Source organism: Embleya scabrispora DSM 41855, assembly GCF_000372745.1.
In the GTDB taxonomy this organism is placed as follows: domain Bacteria; phylum Actinomycetota; class Actinomycetes; order Streptomycetales; family Streptomycetaceae; genus Embleya; species Embleya scabrispora.
This window is the reverse complement of sequence record NZ_KB889748.1, coordinates 1-22,188: the sequence shown is the minus strand read 5'-3', so window position 1 is coordinate 22,188 and position 22,188 is coordinate 1. Positions and strand designations below refer to the sequence as shown.

At 72.2% G+C, this 22,188-nt stretch carries 19 protein-coding genes and 1 riboswitch; of the genes, 14 read left to right on the top strand and 5 right to left on the bottom strand.

Annotation, left to right across the window (positions count from 1 at the left end; translation table 11 throughout):
- Nucleotides 1-195: 195 nt before the first annotated feature.
- Entirely contained in the window at nucleotides 196-2,613 is a 2,418-nt protein-coding gene (locus A3IC_RS0151375; protein WP_020557838.1) for a helicase-associated domain-containing protein, read from the bottom strand.
- A gap of 250 nt (nucleotides 2,614-2,863) precedes the next feature.
- On the opposite strand from A3IC_RS0151375, the gene A3IC_RS0151365 reads away from it, so the two are divergent.
- The 4 genes from A3IC_RS0151365 to A3IC_RS63800 all read left to right on the top strand — a co-directional run bounded on the left by A3IC_RS0151365 (nucleotide 2,864) and on the right by A3IC_RS63800 (nucleotide 8,208).
- Nucleotides 2,864-3,895, top strand: a complete 1,032-nt coding sequence (locus A3IC_RS0151365) for a hypothetical protein (protein WP_020557836.1) — start codon at nucleotides 2,864-2,866, stop codon at nucleotides 3,893-3,895.
- Nucleotides 3,896-4,084: 189 nt separating this feature from the next.
- A complete protein-coding gene (locus A3IC_RS63805) occupies nucleotides 4,085-5,482 on the top strand; it encodes a WxL domain-containing protein (protein WP_052174177.1) in 1,398 nt (465 codons plus the stop codon).
- A gap of 514 nt (nucleotides 5,483-5,996) precedes the next feature.
- On the top strand, nucleotides 5,997-7,016 hold the full coding sequence (locus A3IC_RS61500; RefSeq protein ID WP_052174176.1) for a WxL protein peptidoglycan domain-containing protein: 1,020 nt from the start codon (nucleotides 5,997-5,999) through the stop codon (nucleotides 7,014-7,016).
- A gap of 43 nt (nucleotides 7,017-7,059) precedes the next feature.
- Nucleotides 7,060-8,208: a hypothetical protein gene (locus tag A3IC_RS63800; protein WP_020557833.1), complete on the top strand. Its 1,149-nt coding sequence runs from the start codon at nucleotides 7,060-7,062 to the stop codon at nucleotides 8,206-8,208.
- A gap of 79 nt (nucleotides 8,209-8,287) precedes the next feature.
- On the opposite strand, the gene A3IC_RS0151345 is transcribed toward A3IC_RS63800, so the two are convergent.
- The gene (locus tag A3IC_RS0151345) at nucleotides 8,288-9,754 is read right to left on the bottom strand and encodes an alpha,alpha-trehalose-phosphate synthase (UDP-forming) (protein WP_026219722.1); all 1,467 of its coding nucleotides are present in this window, start codon (nucleotides 9,752-9,754) and stop codon (nucleotides 8,288-8,290) included.
- 246 nt (nucleotides 9,755-10,000) lie between these two features.
- On the opposite strand from A3IC_RS0151345, the gene A3IC_RS0151340 reads away from it, so the two are divergent.
- Together A3IC_RS0151340 and A3IC_RS61490 are read left to right on the top strand one after the other, a co-directional pair.
- Nucleotides 10,001-10,405: a peptidase inhibitor family I36 protein gene (locus A3IC_RS0151340; protein ID WP_020557831.1), complete on the top strand. Its 405-nt coding sequence runs from the start codon at nucleotides 10,001-10,003 to the stop codon at nucleotides 10,403-10,405.
- On the top strand, nucleotides 10,390-11,340 hold the full coding sequence (locus tag A3IC_RS61490) for a hypothetical protein (RefSeq protein WP_158696479.1): 951 nt from the start codon (nucleotides 10,390-10,392) through the stop codon (nucleotides 11,338-11,340). The genes A3IC_RS0151340 and A3IC_RS61490 overlap by 16 nt, the downstream gene beginning before the upstream one ends.
- Nucleotides 11,341-11,394: 54 nt before the next feature.
- On the opposite strand, the gene A3IC_RS0151330 is transcribed toward A3IC_RS61490, so the two are convergent.
- Nucleotides 11,395-12,372 (bottom strand): glucosyl-3-phosphoglycerate synthase, encoded by a 978-nt coding sequence (locus A3IC_RS0151330; RefSeq protein WP_020557829.1) that lies wholly within the window; start codon nucleotides 12,370-12,372, stop codon nucleotides 11,395-11,397.
- A gap of 192 nt (nucleotides 12,373-12,564) precedes the next feature.
- Nucleotides 12,565-12,717, top strand: a riboswitch (SAM riboswitch).
- A 16-nt stretch (nucleotides 12,718-12,733) separates the two neighbouring features.
- Between A3IC_RS0151330 and thrC the strand changes: the two genes are divergently transcribed.
- The 7 genes from thrC (at nucleotide 12,734) to A3IC_RS0151295 (ending at nucleotide 20,635) form a co-directional block, all read left to right on the top strand.
- Nucleotides 12,734-14,014 carry a threonine synthase gene (gene thrC / locus A3IC_RS0151325; protein WP_020557828.1) on the top strand — a complete coding sequence of 427 codons (1,281 nt, stop codon included), beginning with the start codon at nucleotides 12,734-12,736 and terminating at the stop codon, nucleotides 14,012-14,014.
- The gene (locus tag A3IC_RS0151320) at nucleotides 14,011-14,289 is read left to right on the top strand and encodes a ubiquitin-like small modifier protein 1 (RefSeq protein ID WP_020557827.1); all 279 of its coding nucleotides are present in this window, start codon (nucleotides 14,011-14,013) and stop codon (nucleotides 14,287-14,289) included. The genes thrC and A3IC_RS0151320 overlap by 4 nt, the downstream gene beginning before the upstream one ends.
- A gap of 421 nt (nucleotides 14,290-14,710) precedes the next feature.
- Nucleotides 14,711-14,914 (top strand): cold-shock protein, encoded by a 204-nt coding sequence (locus tag A3IC_RS0151315; protein ID WP_020557826.1) that lies wholly within the window; start codon nucleotides 14,711-14,713, stop codon nucleotides 14,912-14,914.
- A 478-nt stretch (nucleotides 14,915-15,392) separates the two neighbouring features.
- The gene (gene groL / locus A3IC_RS0151310) at nucleotides 15,393-17,018 is read left to right on the top strand and encodes a chaperonin GroEL (protein ID WP_020557825.1); all 1,626 of its coding nucleotides are present in this window, start codon (nucleotides 15,393-15,395) and stop codon (nucleotides 17,016-17,018) included.
- A gap of 209 nt (nucleotides 17,019-17,227) precedes the next feature.
- Nucleotides 17,228-17,815, top strand: a complete 588-nt coding sequence (locus A3IC_RS0151305) for a Uma2 family endonuclease (protein ID WP_026219720.1) — start codon at nucleotides 17,228-17,230, stop codon at nucleotides 17,813-17,815.
- 310 nt (nucleotides 17,816-18,125) lie between these two features.
- Nucleotides 18,126-19,631 (top strand): hypothetical protein, encoded by a 1,506-nt coding sequence (locus tag A3IC_RS61485; protein ID WP_020557823.1) that lies wholly within the window; start codon nucleotides 18,126-18,128, stop codon nucleotides 19,629-19,631.
- Nucleotides 19,628-20,635 carry an ARPP-1 family domain-containing protein gene (locus tag A3IC_RS0151295; protein WP_020557822.1) on the top strand — a complete coding sequence of 336 codons (1,008 nt, stop codon included), beginning with the start codon at nucleotides 19,628-19,630 and terminating at the stop codon, nucleotides 20,633-20,635. Before A3IC_RS61485 ends, A3IC_RS0151295 begins: the two co-directional genes overlap by 4 nt.
- On the opposite strand, the gene A3IC_RS61480 is transcribed toward A3IC_RS0151295, so the two are convergent.
- Nucleotides 20,599-20,982, bottom strand: a complete 384-nt coding sequence (locus A3IC_RS61480; RefSeq protein ID WP_020557821.1) for a hypothetical protein — start codon at nucleotides 20,980-20,982, stop codon at nucleotides 20,599-20,601. The two genes, A3IC_RS0151295 and A3IC_RS61480, sit on opposite strands and share 37 nt — an antisense overlap.
- A gap of 45 nt (nucleotides 20,983-21,027) precedes the next feature.
- Here A3IC_RS61480 and A3IC_RS0151285 point away from each other — a divergent pair, with 45 nt between their 5' ends.
- Nucleotides 21,028-21,297 (top strand): DUF4031 domain-containing protein, encoded by a 270-nt coding sequence (locus tag A3IC_RS0151285; RefSeq protein WP_020557820.1) that lies wholly within the window; start codon nucleotides 21,028-21,030, stop codon nucleotides 21,295-21,297.
- 16 nt (nucleotides 21,298-21,313) lie between these two features.
- Here A3IC_RS0151285 and A3IC_RS0151280 read toward each other — a convergent pair whose 3' ends face one another.
- Nucleotides 21,314-21,976 carry an HD domain-containing protein gene (locus A3IC_RS0151280; RefSeq protein ID WP_158696477.1) on the bottom strand — a complete coding sequence of 221 codons (663 nt, stop codon included), beginning with the start codon at nucleotides 21,974-21,976 and terminating at the stop codon, nucleotides 21,314-21,316.
- Nucleotides 21,977-22,188: the final 212 nt, after the last annotated feature.

Below are 22,188 nucleotides of genomic sequence, written 5' to 3'. Positions count from 1 at the left end.
TCCCCCGCTTCGCTCCTCCAAGAAAAAGCGGCCCCTCGCTCGTGACGGCGTGCCCCTCCGCTTCGCTCCGGGTCACACCGTCCAAACTTTGCGGCTCCGCCGCTCTCCGCGCTTCGCGCGTCGATCGCTGGGGCGGCCACTGTCGGGGGCGCTGACGCGCCTGGGGTGGGGCTGACCGGGGGGCTTGAGGTGGGACTAATTTGCGTCGGCTACGCCGGTGATGCGGTGCAGAGGGTAGGTGTGGATCTCGCCGGTGCCCTGTTCGTGGGCGGTGACGTAGCCGCCCTCCAGGCGTAGTGGGATCACGATGTGTTGGGTGGCCCGGCCCTCGCGGGTGACGTGTCCGATCCATACCGCGCGCCGGTCGGCGTGTGCCGCCTGGAGCGCGAGCAGTGTCTCGGCGGCCGAGGTGCGTGGTAGTTCGGCCGGCTCGCCGTCGCGCTCCGCGCCGTCGTCGGCCCGGCCGGTGGCGGCCGCGTCGCCCGCGCGGATCGCGGTGACGGCCGCGCCGAGCAGCGCCTCGCTCGGTGCCGGCGGCTCGCCGGCGACCCGAGGCGGTGCCGAGCGCGGCGGGGTGCGTCTGGTGTCCGGGCGGGTCAGCACCAGATCGCCGGTGGCGGACTCGGCGACCGGCGCGAAGCCCATCGCGCGCAGCTTCTCCAGCACCGAGTCAGGCGCGGACTCGGCGGCCAGCACGGTCGGGGCCAGTCGGCGCAGCCGCAGTCCGGCGGCGCGGCGGTCAGCCAGCAGTTCGCCCAGCAGCGCGTCGTCGTCGCAGCGCAGGAAGGCCGCCGCGGTGCCGACCCGGATCCGGCCGTGCCGGCGGGCGACGTCGTCCACGAGGTAGCCGAGCGGTTGCGGCACCGGCGTGCGCGAGTGGGTGGCGAGCAGGTGGTGCAGATCGGCCGCGGTGCGCCCGGCGTCCAGCGCGCGGCGCACCGATCCCTCGGTGAAGCGGTACACGGTGGCGCCGCCGGTGGACTCCACGTCGGCGGCCAGGTGCAGTTCGTGCGCGAGATCCAGGACCAGCGGGCCCGGGGCCACGGCGGTGAGGTCGGCCTGGAGGAAGACGTGGTCCAGCGGCTCCGGGAGCAGCGGGGTCAGCGCGTCGCCCGCCTCGTAGACCCGGCCCTCGGCCAGCGTACGGGCGTATCCGGCGAGCGCGCCCCGCCCGGTGATGCCGAGCAGTTCGGCCTCGACGAGCATCGCCCGGAACAACTGCTCGGGCAGCCGCGCGGCCCGGATCGGCTGATGCCAGGTCAGGTGCGCGAGCAGCGAGTCGGCATCGGTGGCCGAGCCCGGCGGCAGCGCGGCGAGCGTGGCCAGGATCCGGCGGCGCACCTCGGGCGCGGCGGTACGGTCCACCTGCATGCCCAGGGCGCCGATCGGCCGGTCCTTGTCGTCGCGCGAGCCGACCAGGGCGGGCACCCGGGTGGTCTCCAGCCAGGTGCCGGCGAGCGCGGCCCAGCGGGTGCCCACCGGGGTGCGCCGCCAGGTGTCGTAGGCGGGGGTGGGCAACCACTGCTCGTCCGGTTCGCCGTCGCCCGCGACCAGGCCCATCGCGTAGGCCAGTTCCAGCCACAGCGCGACCTCGGCCTCGGGCGCGTCCAACTGCACCGCGGCGCGCTTGAACTCGCGCATGCCCAGGCCGCCGGCCCGCAGCACGGCCGGGCCGCCGGCGCTCCACGCCTCCAGCAGGTCCTCGACCCGGCGGACGGCGGTGAACGCGGAGCCGGCCGCCAGGCTGTCCACAGCCTGTGGATCGAGTTCGCGCGTGGGCAGCTCGGGCGGTGCGGACGCCGGCGTCCGGTGCACTCGGCCGCCGCGCAGGTGCAGCGCGACCTCGCGCGGCAACACCACCGCGTCCGGCCCGGCCGGCACCAGCAGCGCCCTGGCCAGCAGCCATTCCACCGGGGTCCGCGCCGCGTCGGCGCGCACCGGCCGGTCCGCGCCGCGCACGCTGCCCGTGGGCGGACCCCAGACCAGCTTGTCCAGCACCTCGCGCGCCGCCCGGGGGGCCTGCGCGAGCAGTGCGTCCAACCGGGCCGGGTCGGTGAACAGGTCGGTGATCGCCGCGATCGCGGAGACCGCGTCGTGGGTGGAGCCCAGGCCGAGATCGGCGAGCACGTCCTGGAGCCGGGACGGCGCGGTCGCGGCCAGCGCGCCGACCAGCGTCGGGCCGAGTCCGGCCGGGCTCGCGCCGACCAGGTCGCGCACCGTACGCACCACCCGCAGCGCGCCGTCGGGGCCCCACAGCAGGGCCTGCTCGCGCAGGTCGGCCACCGCCCGGGCGAGCGCCTCGGGGGGCGCCCCGACCAGTGCGTGCAGACGTGCCGCGGCGAATCCGTCGGGCAGCACCACTGCGGCGTCCACCACCTGAAGGGTAAACCGGTCCAGCCGCTCCAGGGCGCGGGCGATCGAGGCTCGCGTGGTGGCCCGGGTGGCGAGCTGGGTCAGGTCCACCGGGACCGGCGTGGTCAGATCCGGCCGGGCCCGCAGCAACGCGCCGAGGGCCGCGTCGGTGCGCCCGCGCAGATCCTCGGCGAGCGTCCGGGGGCCGGACTCGGCGGGCCGATCCGCCTCGGCACGGGTGGGCGACGCAGCTGTGGTCATCCCATCAACGTTAGACGGTCCGCCCGCCGACGATCACCGCTCCCGTGATCCCGATGCCCCTCGGGGACTGATCCCGATGCCCCTCGGGGACCGAATATCGGCCGTCGGCACCGGTTCGGGTCGCCCCCGCGATCACCATTTCGGTCAACCCCTCGCTCCGCTCCGCCCGTCCCCCTACGCTGAGTTGTCGCTTTACCGATGCAAAAGTCGTGCCGATGCGACGATCCTTCGGCGGGGGTGGGGTGGGGGCGTGAACTTCGAGAGCGATCACCTGGTTCTGCAGTACCTGGGCGAGGTCGGCGACGCCGCCCAGCGCAGACTGCGTCCCGCCGACCGGGCCCGGCTGGTGGAGCGGTTGCGCAGCCAGATCAACAGCGAGCGCGAGCGGCTGAACGCGCACACTCCCGGGACCGTGCAGGTCGTCCTCGATCGGCTCGGCAGCCCCGAGGCGGTGGTCGGCCACGAGCTGTACCGGCTCGGCGACCTGCGCACCGCCGGGGCCGACGACGGCGCCGGCGCGATGTCGATGCGCGGTTCGCGCTACGCCACGGTGGCGCGGCAGATGGGCTTTCGCGCGGACGCGACGCCGATTCCGGCTGTGCTGGATCCCTCCCGCCCGCAGCCGGCCGCGCCGCCGCCCCGGGTCTCCCCCGAGGCGGCTCCGGCGGCCGGCCCGCCCACGCTCGCCGAGACCGCGGCCGGCGGCGCCGCGACCAAGCCGGTCCCGCTCGCGGATCCCGAGGAGGAGCCGCTGTGGTGGCGGACGCCGCCGGAGGGCGGGACACCGGAGCGACCGGACCCCGACATGTACGGCGACGGCTCGCTGCACGCGCCGGCGTATCCGATCGGCGTGGTCTCGGACACGTCGGCGACCTGGGACGACGAGGAGGCGCTGACCGAACCCACGCCGGCCCTGGGCATGTTCGGTCCGGGCGCGCTGCGTACACAGGTGCGCGAGGTGTTCGCGATCGCGATGATGGCGATCGGTGCGATCGTGGCCTCGACCGTGGTGGTGCTGCTCGGCTACCTGGTGGTCTTCACGGCGGGCGCGTGGTCGCTCAAGGAGCGGCGGTTCGCCGCGTTCTACGTTCCCGGCACGACCGCACTGGCGTTCGCGATCGGCATGTGGCTGCGCGCCACCGGACACATGGGCACGGATCTGACCCGGGACGAGGCGTGGGATCGCCTGGGCGAACTGTTGCCCGCGATGATCCGGATCGCTGCGATCGCCGCGTCCCTGTATCTGCTGTGGCGGCTGAATCGACGTCAGATCACCGCGTAGGCACGGGAACACCACCCGTATTCGGACCCGTTCGGATGTGACGCACTCCGCTGCCGGTGCGCCGCATGCGCTCTTTACGATCCCATTAATTAGGTTAGCCTTACCTCCTCTGCATCGGACGGCGCCCGGACCTACCGCTAATAGGTCCGGGCGCCGCCTTGTGCACACTGCCACATGGAGGAGCCAAGGATGACGAACGGAGCGCGGCCCCAGCCCGCGAACCGCTTGATCCGCTTCGGAGCGATAGGCACGACCGCCGCGCTGGCGCTGGCCGGCGTGAGCCTGGCCTCGCCCGCGCAGGCCGCCCAGACCCCGTCCGTGAGTGTGTCGCCCGGCGTCGACATCAATCCGGACGGCGCCACGATCACCGTCGCCGGCACGGGTTTCGACAAGGTCCGCAACTCCGGTAACGGGGTCTACGTCCTGTTCGGGCCCAAGATCGACGACTACTACACCAACGCGGGTGCCTACAGCGCCCAGGCGTGGGTCGCGGGCAGCAAGATGAGCGCCGACGGCGCCTTCACCACGACGCTCGACGTCAAGGCGAAGTACACCGACGGGAACGGCAAGGAGGTGGACTGCCTCAAGCAGGAGTGCCGGGTCGTCACCTTCGCCGCGCACGGCGCAAGCATGACCGACCGCAGCCAGGACACCTTCACGCCGGTCGCGTTCAAGAACAACACGCCCACCCCGACGCCCAAGCTCACGGTGACCCCGGCCACCGGGGCCGACCCGGCCGGGCAGACCTTCACCGTCACCGGCACCGGCTTCGACCCGGTCCGCGACGGCGGCAACGGCATCTACGTCGCGTTCGGCCCCAAGAACGCCGACTGGAACACCAACCCGGCGCCGTACCAGGCGACCAAGTGGGTGCGCACCAACCCGGCCGCGTCGCCGGGCCAGGCCAAGCTCGGCGCCGACGGCGGCTTCACGCTGACGCTGGACGGCATGAAGGCCAAGTACAAGAACAAGGACGGCGTCGAGTTCGACTGCTCCGTCACCACGTGCCACGTGGTCACCTTCGCCGCGCACGGCTCGCCCGACCGCAGCCAGGACACCTTCCTGCCGGTCGCGTTCAAGGCCACGACGGTCCCCCCGGGCCCCGGCACCGGTTACCAGGTGATCACCACCGACGTGCAGGGCGGCCCGCTGACCCTGGGCGTCGGCGGCACCGACGTCGCCCTCCCGGGCGTCACCCTGGGTGGCCGGGACGCCTTCACCGGCGGCGCGCTCAACCCGCTCACCGTCTCCGACGCGCGCGGCACCAACGCGGGCTGGACGCTGACCGGGCAGGCGAGCGACCTGACCGCCGCCGGCGGCGGCAAGATCGTCGGCGACAACCTCGGCTGGACACCCACCGCGAAGTCCGTCACCGGCACGCTGCCCACCGGCGGCACCGCGTCACAGGTCACCCCGGGCGGCAACGCCGAGCCCGGCGCGGGCCTGGGCCGACCCCGCACGCTGTGCTCGTCCGCGGCAGGCGTAAGCGCCGGTTCGTTCGAGTGCGGAGGCAACCTCAAACTCGGCGTCCCCGGCAGCACCATCCCCGGCACCTACACCGGCACGCTGACCCTCACCCTCATCTGACGCCACTCACCACCGATCCAACCGGGTACTTCCCCGACGCCGACGCGTCGGGGAAGTACCGGACCAGCGGGCCGGACGCCGACCGGGCAGGCCGGCGGCAAAATCGTCGGCGACAACCTCGCCCGGACACCCACCGCGAAGTCCGTCACCGGCACGCTGCCCACCGGCGGCACCGCGTCACAGGTCACCCCGGGCGGCAACGCCGAGCCCCGCGCGGGCCTGCGCCACCCCGCAACCAACGCGCACGCAGCCCGCAGCCCCACAAAGCCCACCGCAAACAAACCGCCAACCCCCAGGCGCGTCAGCGCCCCCGACCCCCGCCCACCACAGTGATCGACGCGCGCAGCGCGGAGAGCGGCGGAGCCGCAATCACAGGCCGGGTGACCCGGAGCGAAGCGGAGGGGCACCCGGCCCCGAGCGAGGCACCGCTTTTCTGCGGAGGAGCGAAGCGGGGGAGCAGAAAAGCGGTGCCTCGCGAGCCGGCGGCGAAGCCGCCCAACAAAGGAGTCCCCCCATGCCTCCCGCCGCTCGACTGTTGTACCTCCTGGTCGCCGCCGTCTTGCCCCTCGTCGCTCTCGCGGCGCCCGCCCGGGCCGCCGACGAGTTCACCTGGGGTGTGCAACCGGCGGGCGGGCGCGACCACTTCGTGCTGACCGCCGCGCCGGGACAGACCCTGGTCGACGTGGTCGGCGTGTCCAACTTCGGCGACAAGCCGCTGACCCTGCGCGTCTACGCCACTGACGCCGTGCTCGCCGCCGACGGCGGGATGACCCTGCTGACCGCCGCCGAACGGCCGAAGGACGTCGGCGCGTGGATCGGCTTCGACGCCGAGTCGTACACGGTCGCGCCGGGCAAGCGCGCGGACATCCCGTTCCGGCTGACCGTTCCGGCGGACGCGAGCCCCGGGGACCACACCGGCGCCATCGTCGCCTCGATCAAGGCCGAGGCGAGCGGCCCCGGACAACAACGATTCGACGTCGACCGGCGCGTCGGCGCCCGGATCTACCTGCGCGTGGACGGCCCCGCCGTGCCGCGTCTGGCGATCGAGGATCTGCGGCTGTCCTACGACAACCCGATCGCGATGTTCGGCGGTGCCCAGGCGGTCGTGCGCTACCGGGTACGCAACACCGGCAACGTGCGCACCACGGCGGGCGTCGAGACCACCATCTCCGGGCTCGGCGGCCTGCGACTGGGCGGCCCCGCGCGCGCCACCCTGCCCGAGCTGCTGCCGGGAGCCACACACGAGGTGGTGCAGCGCTTCGACGGCGTCTTCCCGGCCGGTCGTCTCACCGCGGACGTCGAGGTCACCGGCAAACCGGCGACCGTGGCCACGAAGTCGATCAGCGTGTGGGCGCCGCCGTGGCTGCTGCTGGGCGCGATCACGCTGCTGCTCGGCGCGTTGATCGCCTACGGCACGGCGGTGCTCCGCCGACGCCGCCGGCGTGCCGACGCCGCCGCCACCGCGAAGGACACCGACGCCGCGCCCGACGCCGCCGCCTCCCCCACCGAAGTCACCGCCGACCCGACCGGCTGACCACCCGCCGTCGCGTCGCCGCCCCGACCCACCAGGAGCCGCCATGTACACCTCCCACCGCGTCCGTCGCGCCGCGCTCGGCCTGGCCGCCGCCGGCCTGCTGAGCGCCGCCGCCGGCGGCGCCTCGGCCGCACCCGCCGACACCCACGCCGAGAGCCCGGCCGCGCCCACCGCGACCGCGTCCCGCAGCACCGCACTGGCCCCGGCCGGCGACGAGATCACCGTCGTCGGTCGCGGCTTCGCCCCCGGCGCCCGGGTCAGCGTCGCGCTGTACGGCGGGGACACCGCCGACCGGGCGGGCGGCCGCACGCTCGCCGCCGACGGGCAGGGCGTCGTCGCGACGCCGCTGCGGGTGGGCACCGGATTCGCCCCGGACGCGTCCGCGTTCGAGGTCCGGGTCGGCGTCGAGGGCGGGCCGACCGCCAAGGTCGCGGTGACCTTCGCCGCACCGGCACCCGGCGCCGCTCCCCGATCGCTGCGCGCCGCCGCACCGGCCGCACCGGCGCAGTTCGGGCAGCCCGCGCCACAGGCCGCACCGCGGGCGGCGGCCGGCGGCGCCCGGCTGACCGTCACGCCGAGCACCGGCCTGGACCCGGCGGGCGCGTCGATCACGGTCAAGGGCTCCGGTTACGCGGCCGGCAGCGGCAACGGGATCTACGTGGTGTTCGGGCCCAAGGAGGCGGACTGGACCACCAACGCGGGCAACTACGGCGCCTCGAAGTGGCTCAAGGCATACGGCCCGGACGGGATCGGCCCGGACGGCACGTTCTCGGCCACCCTCACCGACGTCAAGGCCACGTACAAGAACGGCGCGGGCAAGGAGGTCGACTGCCTCAAGAGTGAGTGCTACGTGCTGACCATGGCCGCGCACGGCTCGCCCGATCGCAGCCAGGACGCGTTCGTGAAGGTCTCCTTCAAGAGCGGCTCGGCCACGACCGGATCCACCACGACGGGCGGCACCTCGGGTACGACCGGCGCGGCGACCACCGGCGGCGGCTCGACCGGCGGCACGGCCGCGGGCACGAGCGGCGCCGGCGGCGGCGCGGGCAACTCCGGCGGCGGCAGCCTGCCACTGACCGGCCCGGCCGGCCTGGTCGGCGCGGGTGTCGTCGGCGTGGCCCTGGTCGGCGCCGGCACGGCGGCCGTGCTGACCACCCGCCGCCGCCGCGCCGCGCCGCCCACCGCGGCATGAGTGCACCCGTCCCGTGCCCGCCGGCCCGACCGGCGGGCACGGGCGGGCATCGCGGGGCACGGGCCGCAGCCCCTCGCGGCTACTTGCCGAGCGCGTCCAACTGCTCCAGGAACCACTGCTGCGGGTTCAGCGCGACCGCCGCGGCGGCCAGCCGCCTGGTGCGCCGCAGCCGGTCGGCGGGTTCCATCGTGAGCGCCGTGTGCAGCGCCTCGGTGGTCTGCGACACGTCGAACGGGTTGACCACGATCGAGTCCTCGCCCAGCTCCTCGAACGCGCCCGCCTCGCGCGAGAGCACCAGCGCACAACCCCCGTGCGCCTCGTCCAGGAGCGAGACCACCGGCACCTCCTTGGCGACCAGGTTCATCCCGTCCCGGATCGGGTTCACCAGCGCGACGTCGGCCAGCCGGTACGCCGCGAGCGAGCGCGGGAAGTCGTCGTTGACGTGCAGGATCAGCGGCTGCCAGTCGCCGGTGCCGAACTCGTCGTCGATCTCCTTGGCCACCCGCTGCACCGCCGCGGTGTACTCGCGGTACTCCGGCAGGTCGTGCCGCGAGGGATAGGCGAACGCGACGTGCACCACCCGGCCGTGCCATTCCGGTCGGGTGCGCAGCAGCTCGCGGTAGGCCAGCAGGCCGCGAACGATGTTCTTGGACAGTTCGGTGCGGTCCACCCGAACGATCACCTTGCGATCGCCCACCGCCTCGCGCAGCCCGGCGAGCCGGGTGTCCACGTCGGCGCGCGACGCCCGCTCGCGCAGGAACTCGGCATCCGCGCCCAGGCCGTGCACGCCGATCTCGGTCACCCGGCCCCCGTGCGCGACGGTCATCGCGTGCTTGTCCACCGTCGCGCCGAGCACGTCCGCGCAGCAGTCCAGGAACGCGAGTGCCCAGCGCCGGGTCAAAAAGCCCGCGTGGTCGGCGCCGAGCACGCCCTCCAGGACGAACCGCGCGATGTCGTCGGGCAGCAGCCGGAAGTAGTCCGGCGGCGCCCACGGGGTGTGCGAGAAGTGACCGATCCGCAGATCCGGCCGCAGTCGGCGCAGCAGCACCGGCACCAGGGTCAGGTGGTAGTCCTGCACGACCACCTTGGCGCCCTCGGCGGCCTCCTCGGCCAGCGCCTCCGCGAACGCCTGGTTGTACGCCTCGTACGAGGCCCACTCCCTGCGAAAGCGCGCGTCGAAGACCGGCTTGGACGGGGTGTCGTAGAGCAGGTGGTGGACGAACCACAGGGTCGAATTCGCTATGGCGTTGTACGCCCGGGCGAAGGTGCCGGGGTCGATGTCGAGCATCCGCACCGCCAGACCGCCGGTGTCGTGACCGGCGAGATCCAGCCGGCCCGAGGGCGCGGCCCGGGTCGCGGTGCGATCGGCCTCACCCAGCGCCGAGCACACCCATACGGCGCCGGTCCCCTGCCCGGCGGTGGACAACCCGGACACGAGTCCGCCGCCGCCGCGGCTCACCGAAAGCGTGCCGTCGTCCTGCAGGGAGAAGGACACGGGACCGCGATTGGACGCAACCAGGACACCGGCGGGAGGGGGAGCACTCATGCCCCGACCCTAGCCACGCATCGCGGTGCGCAAACCCGGCTCGATCGCGCCCCCGACGCGAACGGTGTGGCGAGCATCACGTGCGCTTGTCATTACCGGCAGTAGCGAGGGTGTGCTTTCTCTTGACTCGTCGGGCCGATCTCGCTCGGATGCGACCGGGGGACTCGACCCGCCCACTCGATCGACGAATCGGGCCGGGCTCGGAAAAATCGGGCATGCGGCCAACGGGGCAAGGGGGAATCGGGTATGCGGAGCAATCGGGGCGTCCGAGCGGGTGTCGTGGCCGTCGCGCTGGTGCTCGCGGCCGGTGCGGCGCCGGCGGTCGCCGAAGGGGACGGCGCGTGCAACGACGGGGACGCGTGTCTGTACTACAACTCGAACACCAAGGGCGCACGTTTCGATCACCGGTACAACGTGGCCAACTACGCCGGTTACACCTTCATGCGGTCCCCGGACGGCAGCAGCGGCACGGGGGCGCCGGTGAAGAACAACGCCGCGTCGGTGTGGAACAACGATCCGACGCACATCCTGCGGATCTACTACGGCAGCAACTACCAGGGTCCGGTCCAGGAGATCGGCCCGAAGTCGACGGCCGATCTCGACCCGGCGCTGAAGAACAACAACGCGTCGGGCAGTTGGACCGCGCAGTAGTGCGTCCGCGCCGCGGGCCGGCCACGATCGCCCTGCTGGGTCTCGCCCTGGCTGCCCTGGCCGGGTGCACCGGAGCGGGCGACCGCGGCGGCCGCCCGCCCGCGGCCGACGGCGCGTCGGGCGCCCCGCCGCCGGCGGCGATCCCGGTGACCGGCGACGTGACCGGGCTGGACCTGCCGATCGCGGCCTACCTGCCGACCCGGGAGCAGCGCGCCCGACGTTCCGTTGCCGAGGCGGTGCTGATCCGCGATTGCCTGGCCCGGCTGGGCCTGACGTACCAGGTGCCGCCGGCTGGGGACGGCGGGCCGGTGCTGAAGTCGCGCACCGAGCGCCGGTACGGCGTGGGTGACCCGGTCGAGGTGGCCACATGGGGCTTTCGGCCACCGGGCGCCGGCGTCGGCGGTACGGACAAGCCGAGCGCGCCGGCGCCGAGCCGGGAGCTGGCGGTGGCGCTGTACGGCACGGCCGGGGCGGACGGTGTGCCGCCGGCGCCGACCGAGGGTGTCGATCGGCCGGGGCCGGGCTGTCTGGGCGAGGCGCGGTTCGCGCTGGGCGTGGATCCGACGCTGGAGCGCGCGGCACTGCCGAGTCGGCTGGACGTGGAGTCGTTCGAGCGGTCGCGGGCCGATCCCCGGGTGCGTCGGGTGCTGGCGCAGTGGTCGACCTGCATGCGCGCGAAGGGGTTCGACTACCCCGACCCGTTGGCGGCCGGCGGCGATCCGCAGTGGGCCACGCCCGCGCCGAGCGCACGCGAGATCGCCGCGGCGAGCGCGACGGTGGCCTGCAAGGCGGAGCACGACGTGGCGGGTACCTGGTACGCGGTCGACGTCGCCTATCAGCGGCAGGCGATCGAGCGCGAGGCGGCGGCACTGACCCGGGTGCGGGCGAACGAGGAGGAATCCGCGCGCCGGGTCGCGGCGGTCCTGGGCGGCTGAGCGGGCGGCCCACACCGAGCCGACGCCGTCCGGCGGGTGGCGCGAAACGGTCGCTCAGCGCCCGACCAGGCGGGTCCGCGCACGGTACTCGGGCACCGTCGCCATCGGCGGCCGTTCCCGGGCCGCGACGTCGTGCGTGCGCAGCCGAAAGCCCTCCTCGTCCCGCTCGAACTGGGTCAGCGCGGTGCTGAGCTCGACCGGGTGCGCGCCCGTGGGGCCGCGGCGCAGTCGGCGCTCGACGGCCTGGAGTATCTCCGCCGCCATCCGGCCGAGCCCGGCCTCGTCCTGGTGGCTGTGTCGGCGCACGCCCACGTCCACCTGGGCCATCGCGTCCAGGCCGACCAGGCGCAGGGTGTCCACGAGCATCGCGGTCTCGATGCCGTAGCCGCACGGGAAGGGCAACTGTTCCAGGAGCGAGCGCCGGGCCGCGTACTCGCCGCCCAGCGGCTGGACGAAGCCGGCCAGTTCGGGCCAGTGCAGGTTGAGCAGCGGGCGGGCGACCAGCTCGGTGACCCGGCCACCGCCCGCGGGCACGATCGTGTCGCCGATCTCCAGCGGCCGGTCGTACATGGCCTTGACCAGTTGCACCGAGGAGTCGGTCAGCAGCGGGCCCAGGATCCCGGTGACGAAGTCCGCCGAGAAGTCCTTCAGGTCGGCGTCCACGAACGCCACGATGTCGCCGTCGGTGACCAGGAGCGAGCGCCACAGCACCTCGCCCTTGCCGCGCACGGTCGCCAGCGTGGGCAGGATGTCGTCGCGGTGCACGACCCGGGCGCCCGCGTCGGCGGCGACCCTGCCGGTGTCGTCGGTGGATCCGGAGTCGACGACCACGAGCTCGTCCACCAGCGGCGCGCGCTCGATCAGCTCGGTCCGGATCACCTTGACGATGTCCCCGACGGTCGCGGCCTCGTTCAACGCGGGCAGGACGACGCTGACCCGGGTGTCGCGTTTGGCGTCAAGAAGCGTGTCGACGGGCCAGTCGGCGGCGACGGAGGACCGTCGTCGAAGCCAGGCGCTCACCTCGGGCTGCACGTTCGAAATCCCCTGTCGTCGCCGGTGTTCCGGCCTCGGTCGCGGCCACCCTTCATCGTCTCGCGAGGTGGACCGGATGATCGACGCGGCACCGGTTCGGTTACAGTCGTCGTCACCGGATACGACGATCGCACGTCGCGCCGGACAAACGCGGACCGGCCACCCGGCGAAGGGTGTGTCCACCGCCATAGCAGCTCATCCAGAGGGGCAGAGGGAACGGCCCGTTGAAGCCCCGGCAACCATCCGATCGTCATTCCTCGTGACGCGCTTTCGGCGCGAGCGAGCACCGGCGGATCGGACAGGTGCCAAGTCCGGCCCGTGGAACCCCACGGGTAAAGATGAGGACAGAAAGGCCCTCGCCATGGCGACACCCACCGCCACCCGCTCCGCCGGCTCCACCTCCACCGCCACCGCCTTCGGGCCGGCCGTCGCGCTGTCGTGTCGCGAGTGCGGCGAACGCACCGAACTCGGCCCGAAGTACGCCTGCGAGTCCTGTTTCGGCCCGCTGGAGGTCGCCTACGACTTCGGCACCGTCACGCGGGAGCAGATCGAGGCCGGCCCGCAGAACATCTGGCGCTACGCGCCGCTCCTGCCGGTCGCCGCGGACGTCGCGTCCCGGCCCAACCTGAACCCCGGTTTCACCAAGCTCGTCCGTGCCGAGAACCTGGGCCGCGAGCTGGGCATCGCCAAGCTGCACGTCAAGGACGACTCGGGCAACCCGACGCACTCTTTCAAGGACCGTGTGGTCGCGATCGCCGTCGAGGCGGCCCGCACCTTCGGCTTCACCACCCTCTCCTGCTCCTCCACCGGCAACCTGGCCGGCGCGGTGGGTGCCGCCGCCGCTCGGGCGGGCCTGCGCAGCTGCGTGTTCATCCCGGCCGACCTGGAGGCCGGCAAGGTCGTCACGGCGGCCGTCTACGGCGGCGAGCTGGTCGCCATCGAGGGCACCTACGACGAGGTCAACCGGTTCTGCTCGGAGCTGATCGGTGACCCGGCCGGCGAGGACTGGGGCTTCGTCAACGTGAACCTGCGGCCGTACTACGGCGAGGGTTCCAAGACGCTCGCCTACGAGATCGCCGAGCAGCTCGGCTGGCGGCTGCCCGAGCAGATCGTCATCCCGATCGCGTCCGGTTCGCAGCTGACCAAGATCGACAAGGGTTTCCGCGAGCTGATCGCGCTCGGCCTGGTCGAGGACGCGCCGTACCGGATCTTCGGCGCGCAGGCCACCGGGTGCTCGCCGGTGGCCGCCGCGTGGAAGGCCGGCCACGACGTGATCCGCCCGGTGCGGCCGGACACGATCGCCAAGTCGCTGGCGATCGGCAACCCGGCCGACGGCCCCTACGTGCTGGACGTGTGCAAGCGCACGGGCGGCGCGGTGGAGGACGTGACCGACGCCGAGGTGGTCGAGGCGATGAAGCTGCTGGCCCGCACCGAGGGCATCTTCGGGGAGACCGCCGGCGGCGTGACCGTCGGCTGCCTGCGCAAGCTGCTCGCGTCCGGCGCGCTGGACCCGGACGCCGAGACGGTCGTGCTCAACACGGGTGACGGCCTCAAGACGTTGGACGCGGTCACGCCGACCACCGGCGCCACCGCGACCATTCGACCCACTCTGGATTCCTTCCGAAAGGCCGGCCTGGCATGAGCGTCTCCGTTCGCATCCCGACGATCCTGCGCACCTACACGGGCGGGGCGGCCGAGGTGTCCGCCGAGGGGGCGACCCTCGCCGAGGTCCTGGATGCCTTGGAAAAGGATCACACCGGAATTCGCGCGCGCATCCTCGACGACGAGGGCAAGCTGCGTCGCTTTGTGAATCTGTACGTGGACGACGAGGATGTGCGCTTCGCGGACGGTCTCGCCACGGCCATCCCCGACAAGGGCACCGTTTCGATCATCCCGGCGGTCGCCGGCGGTTGCTGACGCGATAGGCCGAGGATCCCGATCTTCATCGGTACGGCCCGAAACGGAACCGAGAAATCCGCTGTCCGGCACCCCGGGCGGCGGATTTCTTCGTCACCCCGGCAGTCGTGCCTTACACGTGTTTAACCGGGTCCATTTCCCGGCTTTGGCGGCGCCACGTCGGTAAACCCGTGGTCGGAATCACATCCGTTATGTGTGGAAAGTCGCTTTCCTGGTGAATTGAAATACAGCTTTCCTGACGACTCGCGAAGAATGCGAGCTTTATTCACTCGGGAATTCTCGTCCGATTGACCTGTTGCTCCGGGCATCCGTCCGGATACATTCAGCCGCGGTCGTAGCGGAAGGCCGGGTCCTTCTGGATACGAACCCGGAGCTGCGGCGTGCAGTATCCGTGAAAGGGCCAGTAACAGGGGAGTTAGGAATGGCTCAGGGCGCCGTCAAGTGGTTCAACGCGGAGAAGGGGTACGGCTTCATCGCGGTCGACGGTGGTGCGGACGTTTTCGTCCACTACAGCGCGATCCAGATGGACGGGTACCGGACGCTCGAGGAGGGGCAGCGAGTCGAGTTCGAGATCTCGCAGGGGCAGAAGGGGCCGCAGGCCGACATGGTCCGCGTCACCGCCTGAACCAGGGGGCAATCCGCTCCTCTGCTTGAAACGGTCCACACCACGGACTGCACGACACACCGCAGCACACATCTTGTCCGATTGCCCGTGCCCGCCGATCCCTCGTCGGATCGTCGGATCGGGTTCGATCGGTGACCGGGGCCCGGCCTTCCCGCCACGCGGGGGCCGGGCCCCGGTCGTTGTGCGTCCGGTGGCGACTCGCCCGCCGACGGCGTGCCCGGCACCGTCGACGCCCCTCGCCGCGTGCGACACGCGCAGGTGTGCGCACGGACGGGTCGGGACCCGCCGTTGCGCTTGCACTCGGCATGGTCGAGTGCTAATCATTGGCGTTAGCACTCTGGATGTGAGAGTGACAGAAACGGACCGAGCCGGTGAGGCTCGGCACCCGTGAGGGAGGGATCCTCGCGGTGGTCGGGTCGTCCGTCGCGGGCACCAGTGCGGTCCGGCACTCACCCCCGTTCTGGGAGGACTTCACCACATGGCCAAGATCATCGCGTTCAACGAGGAAGCGCGCCGCGGCCTCGAGCGCGGGATGAACCAGCTCGCCGACGCCGTCAAGGTCACGCTGGGCCCCAAGGGCCGCAACGTCGTGCTCGAGAAGAAGTGGGGTGCGCCCACCATCACCAACGATGGTGTGAGCATCGCCAAGGAGATCGAGCTCGAGGACCCGTACGAGAAGATCGGTGCCGAGCTGGTCAAGGAGGTCGCGAAGAAGACGGACGACGTCGCCGGTGACGGTACGACGACCGCGACCGTCCTCGCCCAGGCGCTCGTACGCGAGGGCCTGCGCAACGTGGCCGCCGGCGCGAACCCGATGGCCCTCAAGCGTGGCATCGAGAAGGCCGTCGAGGCCGTCTCCGAGCAGCTGCTCGCGCTCGCCAAGGACGTCGAGACGAAGGAGCAGATCGCCTCCACCGCCTCGATCTCCGCCGCTGACCCCCTGATCGGCGAGATGATCGCCGAGGCCATGGACAAGGTCGGCAAGGAAGGCGTCATCACCGTCGAGGAGAGCAACACCTTCGGTCTCGAGCTCGAGCTCACCGAGGGCATGCGCTTCGACAAGGGCTACATCTCGCCGTACTTCGCGACCGACATGGAGCGCATGGAGGCCGTCCTCGAAGACGCCTACGTGCTCATCGTCAACTCGAAGATCACCTCGGTGAAGGACCTCCTCCCGCTGCTGGAGAAGGTCATGCAGTCGGGCAAGCCGCTCATGATCATCTCCGAGGACGTCGAGGGCGAGGCCCTGGCCACGCTCGTCGTCAACAAGATCCGCGGCACCTTCAAGTCCGTCGCCGTCAAGGCTCCGGGCTTCGGCGACCGTCGCAAGGCCATGCTCGGCGACATCGCCATCCTCACCGGTGGCCAGGTCATCTCCGAGGAGGTCGGCCTCAAGCTCGACACCGCGGGTCTCGAACTCCTCGGCCGCGCCCGCAAGGTCGTCGTCACCAAGGACGAGACCACCATCGTCGACGGCGCCGGTGACTCGGACCAGGTCGCGGGTCGGGTCAACCAGATCCGCGCCGAGATCGAGAACTCCGACTCGGACTACGACCGCGAGAAGCTCCAGGAGCGCCTCGCGAAGCTGGCCGGCGGCGTGGCCGTGATCAAGGCCGGTGCCGCGACCGAGGTCGAGCTCAAGGAGCGCAAGCACCGCATCGAGGACGCGGTGCGCAACGCGAAGGCCGCCGTCGAGGAGGGCATCGTCGCCGGTGGTGGCGTGGCCCTGCTCCAGGCGTCCACCATCGCGTTCGACAAGCTCGAGCTGGACGGCGACGAGGCCACCGGCGCGAACATCGTGCGCCTGGCCGTCGAGGCCCCGCTCAAGCAGATCGCGGTCAACGCCGGCCTCGAGGGCGGCGTGGTTGTGGAGAAGGTGCGCAACCTGACCCCGGGTCACGGTCTCAACGCCGCGACCGGCGAGTACGTGGACCTCATCGCCGAGGGCATCATCGACCCGGCGAAGGTCACCCGTTCCGCGCTGCAGAACGCCGCGTCGATCGCCGCGCTGTTCCTGACCACCGAGGCTGTCATCGCCGACAAGCCGGAGAAGAACCCGGCCCCGGCCGGCGGCGCTCCGGACATGGGCGGCATGGACTTCTGATCCGCTGAGGATCGGTCGCCCTGACGCACGGTCAATGGTTCGACGAAAGAGGCGGTCCCCTTCGGGGGGCCGCCTCTTTCGCGTTCTTGCGTGTTCGAGCCGTGTTCGCTCGTTCGAGTGGCGGTGGCGACTTACCCTGAAATGGTCTCCGGGCGGCACATAGCGTCGCTCCTGCCACAACGCGGACCGAGGTGGATGAGGTGGACGACATGACCGCACCCGTGATCGAGGCGAGCGACACCTGGCACCGACTGGTGTCCACGTGGCAGGAGCTGGACGTGCCCGACGGCTGGCGCGCCGAGATCACGGGGGGAAGCATCGTCATGTCGCCACCGCCGGCAAATACGCACAATCTGATCGCGTCGCGCATCCAGCGAGCCTTGCTTCCGGCCACCCCGGAGAACTGTGAGATCTTCCAGACCCTCGGGGTGAGCATCGCGCCGATGTTTCGGCTCTACATTCCCGACGTCGTCGTGATGCCGGTCGACGACATCGGGTTGGATCCCGAGCACGACACCGCGCCTACCCCGGCGCGGTACGCCCTCCTCATCGCCGAGGTCACCTCCAAGGACAATGCGAACCACGATCGGGTGACCAAGCTCGAGGCGTACGCGAGGGCCCAGGTTCCGCTCTACCTGCTCGTGGATCGCTGGGACAAGAAGGGCCCTTCCGTGACGCTCTTCTCCGCGCCCGACGGCCGGAAGTACCACGGGGAACTCCGGGTGTCGGTCGGCGAATCGATCACCATCCCCGAGCCTTTCGGGATCAACCTGGATACGTCACTCTTCGGGATCTGATTCGGCTCGACCGATATTCGCCGGCATCGGCGGCCGCTCGCTCGTAGGCTCGTAACGCGACTCCGGGAACTACGCGTTCCTTCCGTCTTGGCGCACAAACACCTCCGAAGTGTTTGGGGTTCGAATCCCTGTCCGGGACCCGTGACCTGCCCGGAGTCGCATGCCATCGCACCCGGGGAACTGCGCGTTCGTACAGAGCCGTTTCCCAAGGGTTGGAAGCGGTCCGAACGGAGGGGTCTTCGGACCCCGGTGAAACTTGGACCACACCGGACCCGCGACCTGCCCCGGGTGCCCACGGGGGAGCCTTTCGATGACCGAGATCACGCGCGCCCTGAGCGCCGAGAACCCGGCCCGCGCCGAGGCCGCCGCCACCGTCGTCCGCTTTCTGGACGTCGCCGTGGCCGCGACCGGGCGGGCCTCCTTCTACAACACCCGCGACGAGCAGCTCGCGCTGGAACAGGACGCGCACCGCGCGATGGCCGCGCTGGATCGACGGCTGTACGCGAACCTCGTGTGCTCCCCCGGAGCCACCGACCGCAGTCGGCAGCTCGGCGTACTGCACCTGCTCGACACGCCCGCCCACGAGGACGACGGCACCGCCGTGTACGACGCGGTCGCCGCGCTGACCGTGCCGCGCCGGCTCAAGCTGTTCGGCCTGCTGGCCGAGCGTCGGGTGAACAACGCTCGGGTGCGCCGGCTGATCCTGCGCACCGTGCTCGGCTCCGGCTCGCTGGAGCTGTGGTCGGTGCGCTACCGGGTCAAGCTCGCCGCTGCGCTGCGGCACGCGTGGGGCCTGCGGCTGAGCGGCATCCTGCGCTCGATCCTGGCCAAGCGGCTCGCCGGCGCGGAACTCGATCCGAAGGAACGCCGCGTCCTGGCCAGGGAGATCGACCGCTGGGCGGCCGATCCGGCCGTCGCGCACGAGTGCGTGGCGTTCGTGCTCGGCGCCGACGGCCCGTACACGCTGCCGCTGCCGCTCGCGTATCGAGCCGCCCGGACCGACCTGGACGCGGGCGCCGCGCTGCCGTTCGAGACGCTCGAAGGGCTGCGCGGCCGGTTCCACCCCGCCGAGAAGCCCGCACGCGCGCTGGAGTCGACCGCCGATCGGCTGACCGTCGGACAGCGGCTGGCCGGGCAGCGGCAGGCCCAGCGCGCGGGCGTCGAGGTCGCGGTCGACCTCGACCGCTACGACGCGGTCCGGCTGTACCTGTACGCGTTCGCCACCGGGATGACCGACGACGTCGCCGCAGCGCTGGATCGGCGGGCGACCGCCGGTGCGGCCGGACTCGACGTGGCCGGCCGCCGGATCGCCCTGGTGCTGGACGGCTCCGCCTCGATGCGCGGCGGCACCGATCAGCCGCTGCGGCCGATCGCGACCGTGCTCGCGCTGCGCGACGCGTTGCGGGCGGCCGCCGGGCAGTGCCACGACGTGTGGATCGGCGGCGTCCCGGACGGTCGGCTGGTGCGACCCGCCGGGGCCACCGCGGCGGCCGAGGGCCTGGTCGCCGCGCTGCGCACCGGGGCCGAGCTGATCGTGGTGATCGGCGACGGCTACGAGAACGCGCCCGCCGGGCGGTTCGCGCAGGTGCTCGACGCGGCCCGCACGCTCGGCATCGCGGTGCCCGTGGTCCAGCTCTCGCCCGTGCTCGCGGCCGAGGCGGCCGGCCTGCGCGGCTACGCGCCGGACCTGCCGCTCGCTCCCGTCCATCGTCCCGAGGCTCTCGAACTCGCCTGGTGCCGGCTGATGTTGACCATCGATCCGGCCGCCGCCGTACCCGCTCTGCTGCGCCTGGCCGACCTGGAGGTGACCGGATGAACACCATCACCCATGCCCCGCTGCCGATCGGCGACCTGCTGGCCGGCTGCACCCTCGGTCGAGTGCAGAGCGTCGGCCGGATGCAGGTGCTGCCGCTGCTCGGCGACACGTGCGACGCGCCCGCCGTCGCGCTCCCGACCGATCTGTGGATCGGCACGAGCGGCTACGGCACGCTCACCTTCGTCAACCACACGCCCGATGTCGCGCTGGTCCCGTGTCACCTCGCGGTGATCGTCCCGCACAGCGCGCAGGACCACGCGATGCCGCGGGCCGCCCTGGTCGAGCCCTCGGATCGGCTCGCCTTCGACGCGGCGATGTGCGTCCAGCAGACCCAGTCCGGCCTGATCACCGAGGCGGCACAGCCGCTCGCGGTGCTGCCGCTCGCGCTGCGCGCCGCCGCCTCGGCGAGTTCGGACACGGACGGGTACAGCCGGCTGTGGCCGGCCGTCCAGCGGTTCAACGCGTCCTCCGGCCTCGCCGAGACCGGGAATCTGGTGCTGTTCCTCAAGCACTTCGCGGTCGAGCTCGAACGTTTCGTCGCCGAGTTCGAGTGCGTCGAGGACCAGGTGGGCGCGGTGGTCCTGCTCGACGGCGAGATCGCCGGAATCGAGCGGGCGCCCTCGGGCGCGTACTGGTCGGCGATGTGGGAGCCGCTGATCAGGTCCTGCTACGGCGCGGAGGCGCTTCGCTACGGTCTGCACGACCCGGGCGATCCGCCGCCGAGCCGGACCGTGCTGAACCTGCCCGGCGGCGACGGCGCGGCGGCCGGTGATCCGTACGACGTGCTCGCCGAGGCGCTGCGGGCCGCCGACGCCGAGGAGCAGCGGCGCGCCGAGCGCACGCTGGACGACGCCGGCGCCCATCCGATGGCGCCGAACCCGGAGCACACGCATGCCGGTGTCACGGTGGGTCGCATCGAGAGCGAGCGGTATGTCGGCGCGTATGCGACGGGCGGCGACCGGCCGATCTACGCGTCGTTGACCGCGCGCTCGTTCGGCGGCTGAGTCCGGGTGAGGCCGCCGAGCGGGGCGATCACCTCGGCGTCTCGTTCGCAGACCCAGTGCGGGTCCTCGCCCAGCTCGGGTTCGAGGTAGAGCGGGTGGTCGTCGTGCCGCGGGCACGGCGGCCACACCGTGCCCTGTTCGGTGAGCGCCTCCTGGACGTCCTGCCCGATCAGTCCGGGGACGTACGCGGCGCCGTCGGGCCACTGCTCGACCCACCACTTGCGCTCGACCAGGGCGTGCTCGACCACGGTCACGGTCTCGGGGGTCTCGACGCCGTGCGTGCGCAGATCGGCCAGGACCAGGGCGCGGGCGGTCAGCAGGGCGGTGTCGGTCGGATCCTTGCTCATGGTCGACAAGTGTGCGCGATCGCGGCGTATACGAGAATCGAGCCTGTGGCTCTTCTCATCGATCCCCCGGCCTGGCCCGGACGCGGGCGGCTGTGGTCGCACCTGGTCAGCGACGTCTCGCATACCGAGCTGCACGCGTTCGCGCGCGCGCTCGGCGCGCCGGAACGCGCGTTCGACCGGGATCACTACGACGTCCCTGCCGACCTGTACGCCAAGGCGCTGGCCCAAGGGGCCGAGCCGGTCTCCAGTCGGGAACTGGTGATCCGGCTGACCGCGGCGGGCCTGCGCCGGCGCAAGCGGTACCGACCGCGCTGACCGGTCCGGCGGTGGGTCAGGACTGCTGGCGCGGGATGGTGCCCTCCAGCCGCTCCAGCTCGGCGCGCATGTTGTAGCGGGCCGCCTCCTCGTACCGGGCCGCGCCCAGCCGGGTGTGGAAGAGCCGGGGCAGCGACATCAGGTCGCGCAGCACCGCGGCGCGGGCGGCCCGGAACGCCTCGTCCGGGACGAACGCGTACTCCTCGCGGACCGCCGCCGTGTACGCCTCGTAGCGCTCGCGGTCGGCGGCCAGAATGGCCAGGTCCGCGTCGCACAACACATGCGCGTTGTGGTCGGATGCGCCGGGCGCGTGCTCGGCGGTCACCCGGACCAGGCGCACCGTCTCGGCGACCAGGTCCGGGGCCACGCCCGCCTCGCGCAGGGCGCGTTCGGCCAGCCGCGCGCTGCGCTCCTCGTTGTCGGCCCGGGCCGGGTCGTAGACCGCGTCGTGGAACCACGCGGCAAGCATGACCGCGTCGACGTCGTCGGCCTCGTAGGCCAGCTCGCCGATCAGGTCCAGCACGGTGCGCAGATGGTCGGTGTCGTGATAGCGGCGGTGCGGCTCGGCGTAGCGCGCCAGCAGGCTCTCGACGACGGCACGGGCCTCGGCGTGCTCACCGACGAGCCGGGCCCACTGGTCCCGCAGCGTCACGGTCGCGGACTCCTGGATGCGTTCCACCCGGCCAGCATGGCAGAACGAGCGAGCGAAGCCGACCACCAACCGGTCCGACACACGCGGTTCACCCGTATCGGATGTGGATCGCACGCGCCTTATTGGGCGCCTTCGGCGCCGGCTCGCGAGGGGCCGCCTTTTTCTCTCCCCCGCTTCGCTCCTCCGAGAAAAAGGCGGCCCCTCGCTCGGGACGGTGTGTCCCTCCGCTTCGCTCCGGG

Excerpts from the sequence above, each read along its gene's own strand:
- thrC (WP_020557828.1), top strand. The coding sequence starts at position 12,734 with ATGGCGACACCCACCGCCACCCGCTCCGCCGGCTCCACCTCCACCGCC.
- A3IC_RS0151375 (WP_020557838.1), bottom strand. The coding sequence starts at position 2,613 with ATGACCACAGCTGCGTCGCCCACCCGTGCCGAGGCGGATCGGCCCGCC.
- A3IC_RS0151295 (WP_020557822.1), top strand. The coding sequence starts at position 19,628 with ATGAACACCATCACCCATGCCCCGCTGCCGATCGGCGACCTGCTGGCC.
- A3IC_RS0151305 (WP_026219720.1), top strand. The coding sequence starts at position 17,228 with ATGACCGCACCCGTGATCGAGGCGAGCGACACCTGGCACCGACTGGTG.
- A3IC_RS61500 (WP_052174176.1), top strand. The coding sequence starts at position 5,997 with ATGCCTCCCGCCGCTCGACTGTTGTACCTCCTGGTCGCCGCCGTCTTG.
- A3IC_RS61485 (WP_020557823.1), top strand. The coding sequence starts at position 18,126 with ATGACCGAGATCACGCGCGCCCTGAGCGCCGAGAACCCGGCCCGCGCC.
- A3IC_RS63805 (WP_052174177.1), top strand. The coding sequence starts at position 4,085 with ATGACGAACGGAGCGCGGCCCCAGCCCGCGAACCGCTTGATCCGCTTC.
- A3IC_RS0151340 (WP_020557831.1), top strand. The coding sequence starts at position 10,001 with ATGCGGAGCAATCGGGGCGTCCGAGCGGGTGTCGTGGCCGTCGCGCTG.
- A3IC_RS0151345 (WP_026219722.1), bottom strand. The coding sequence starts at position 9,754 with ATGAGTGCTCCCCCTCCCGCCGGTGTCCTGGTTGCGTCCAATCGCGGT.
- groL (WP_020557825.1), top strand. The coding sequence starts at position 15,393 with ATGGCCAAGATCATCGCGTTCAACGAGGAAGCGCGCCGCGGCCTCGAG.
- A3IC_RS0151320 (WP_020557827.1), top strand. The coding sequence starts at position 14,011 with ATGAGCGTCTCCGTTCGCATCCCGACGATCCTGCGCACCTACACGGGC.
- A3IC_RS63800 (WP_020557833.1), top strand. The coding sequence starts at position 7,060 with ATGTACACCTCCCACCGCGTCCGTCGCGCCGCGCTCGGCCTGGCCGCC.
- A3IC_RS0151315 (WP_020557826.1), top strand. The coding sequence starts at position 14,711 with ATGGCTCAGGGCGCCGTCAAGTGGTTCAACGCGGAGAAGGGGTACGGC.
- A3IC_RS61480 (WP_020557821.1), bottom strand. The coding sequence starts at position 20,982 with ATGAGCAAGGATCCGACCGACACCGCCCTGCTGACCGCCCGCGCCCTG.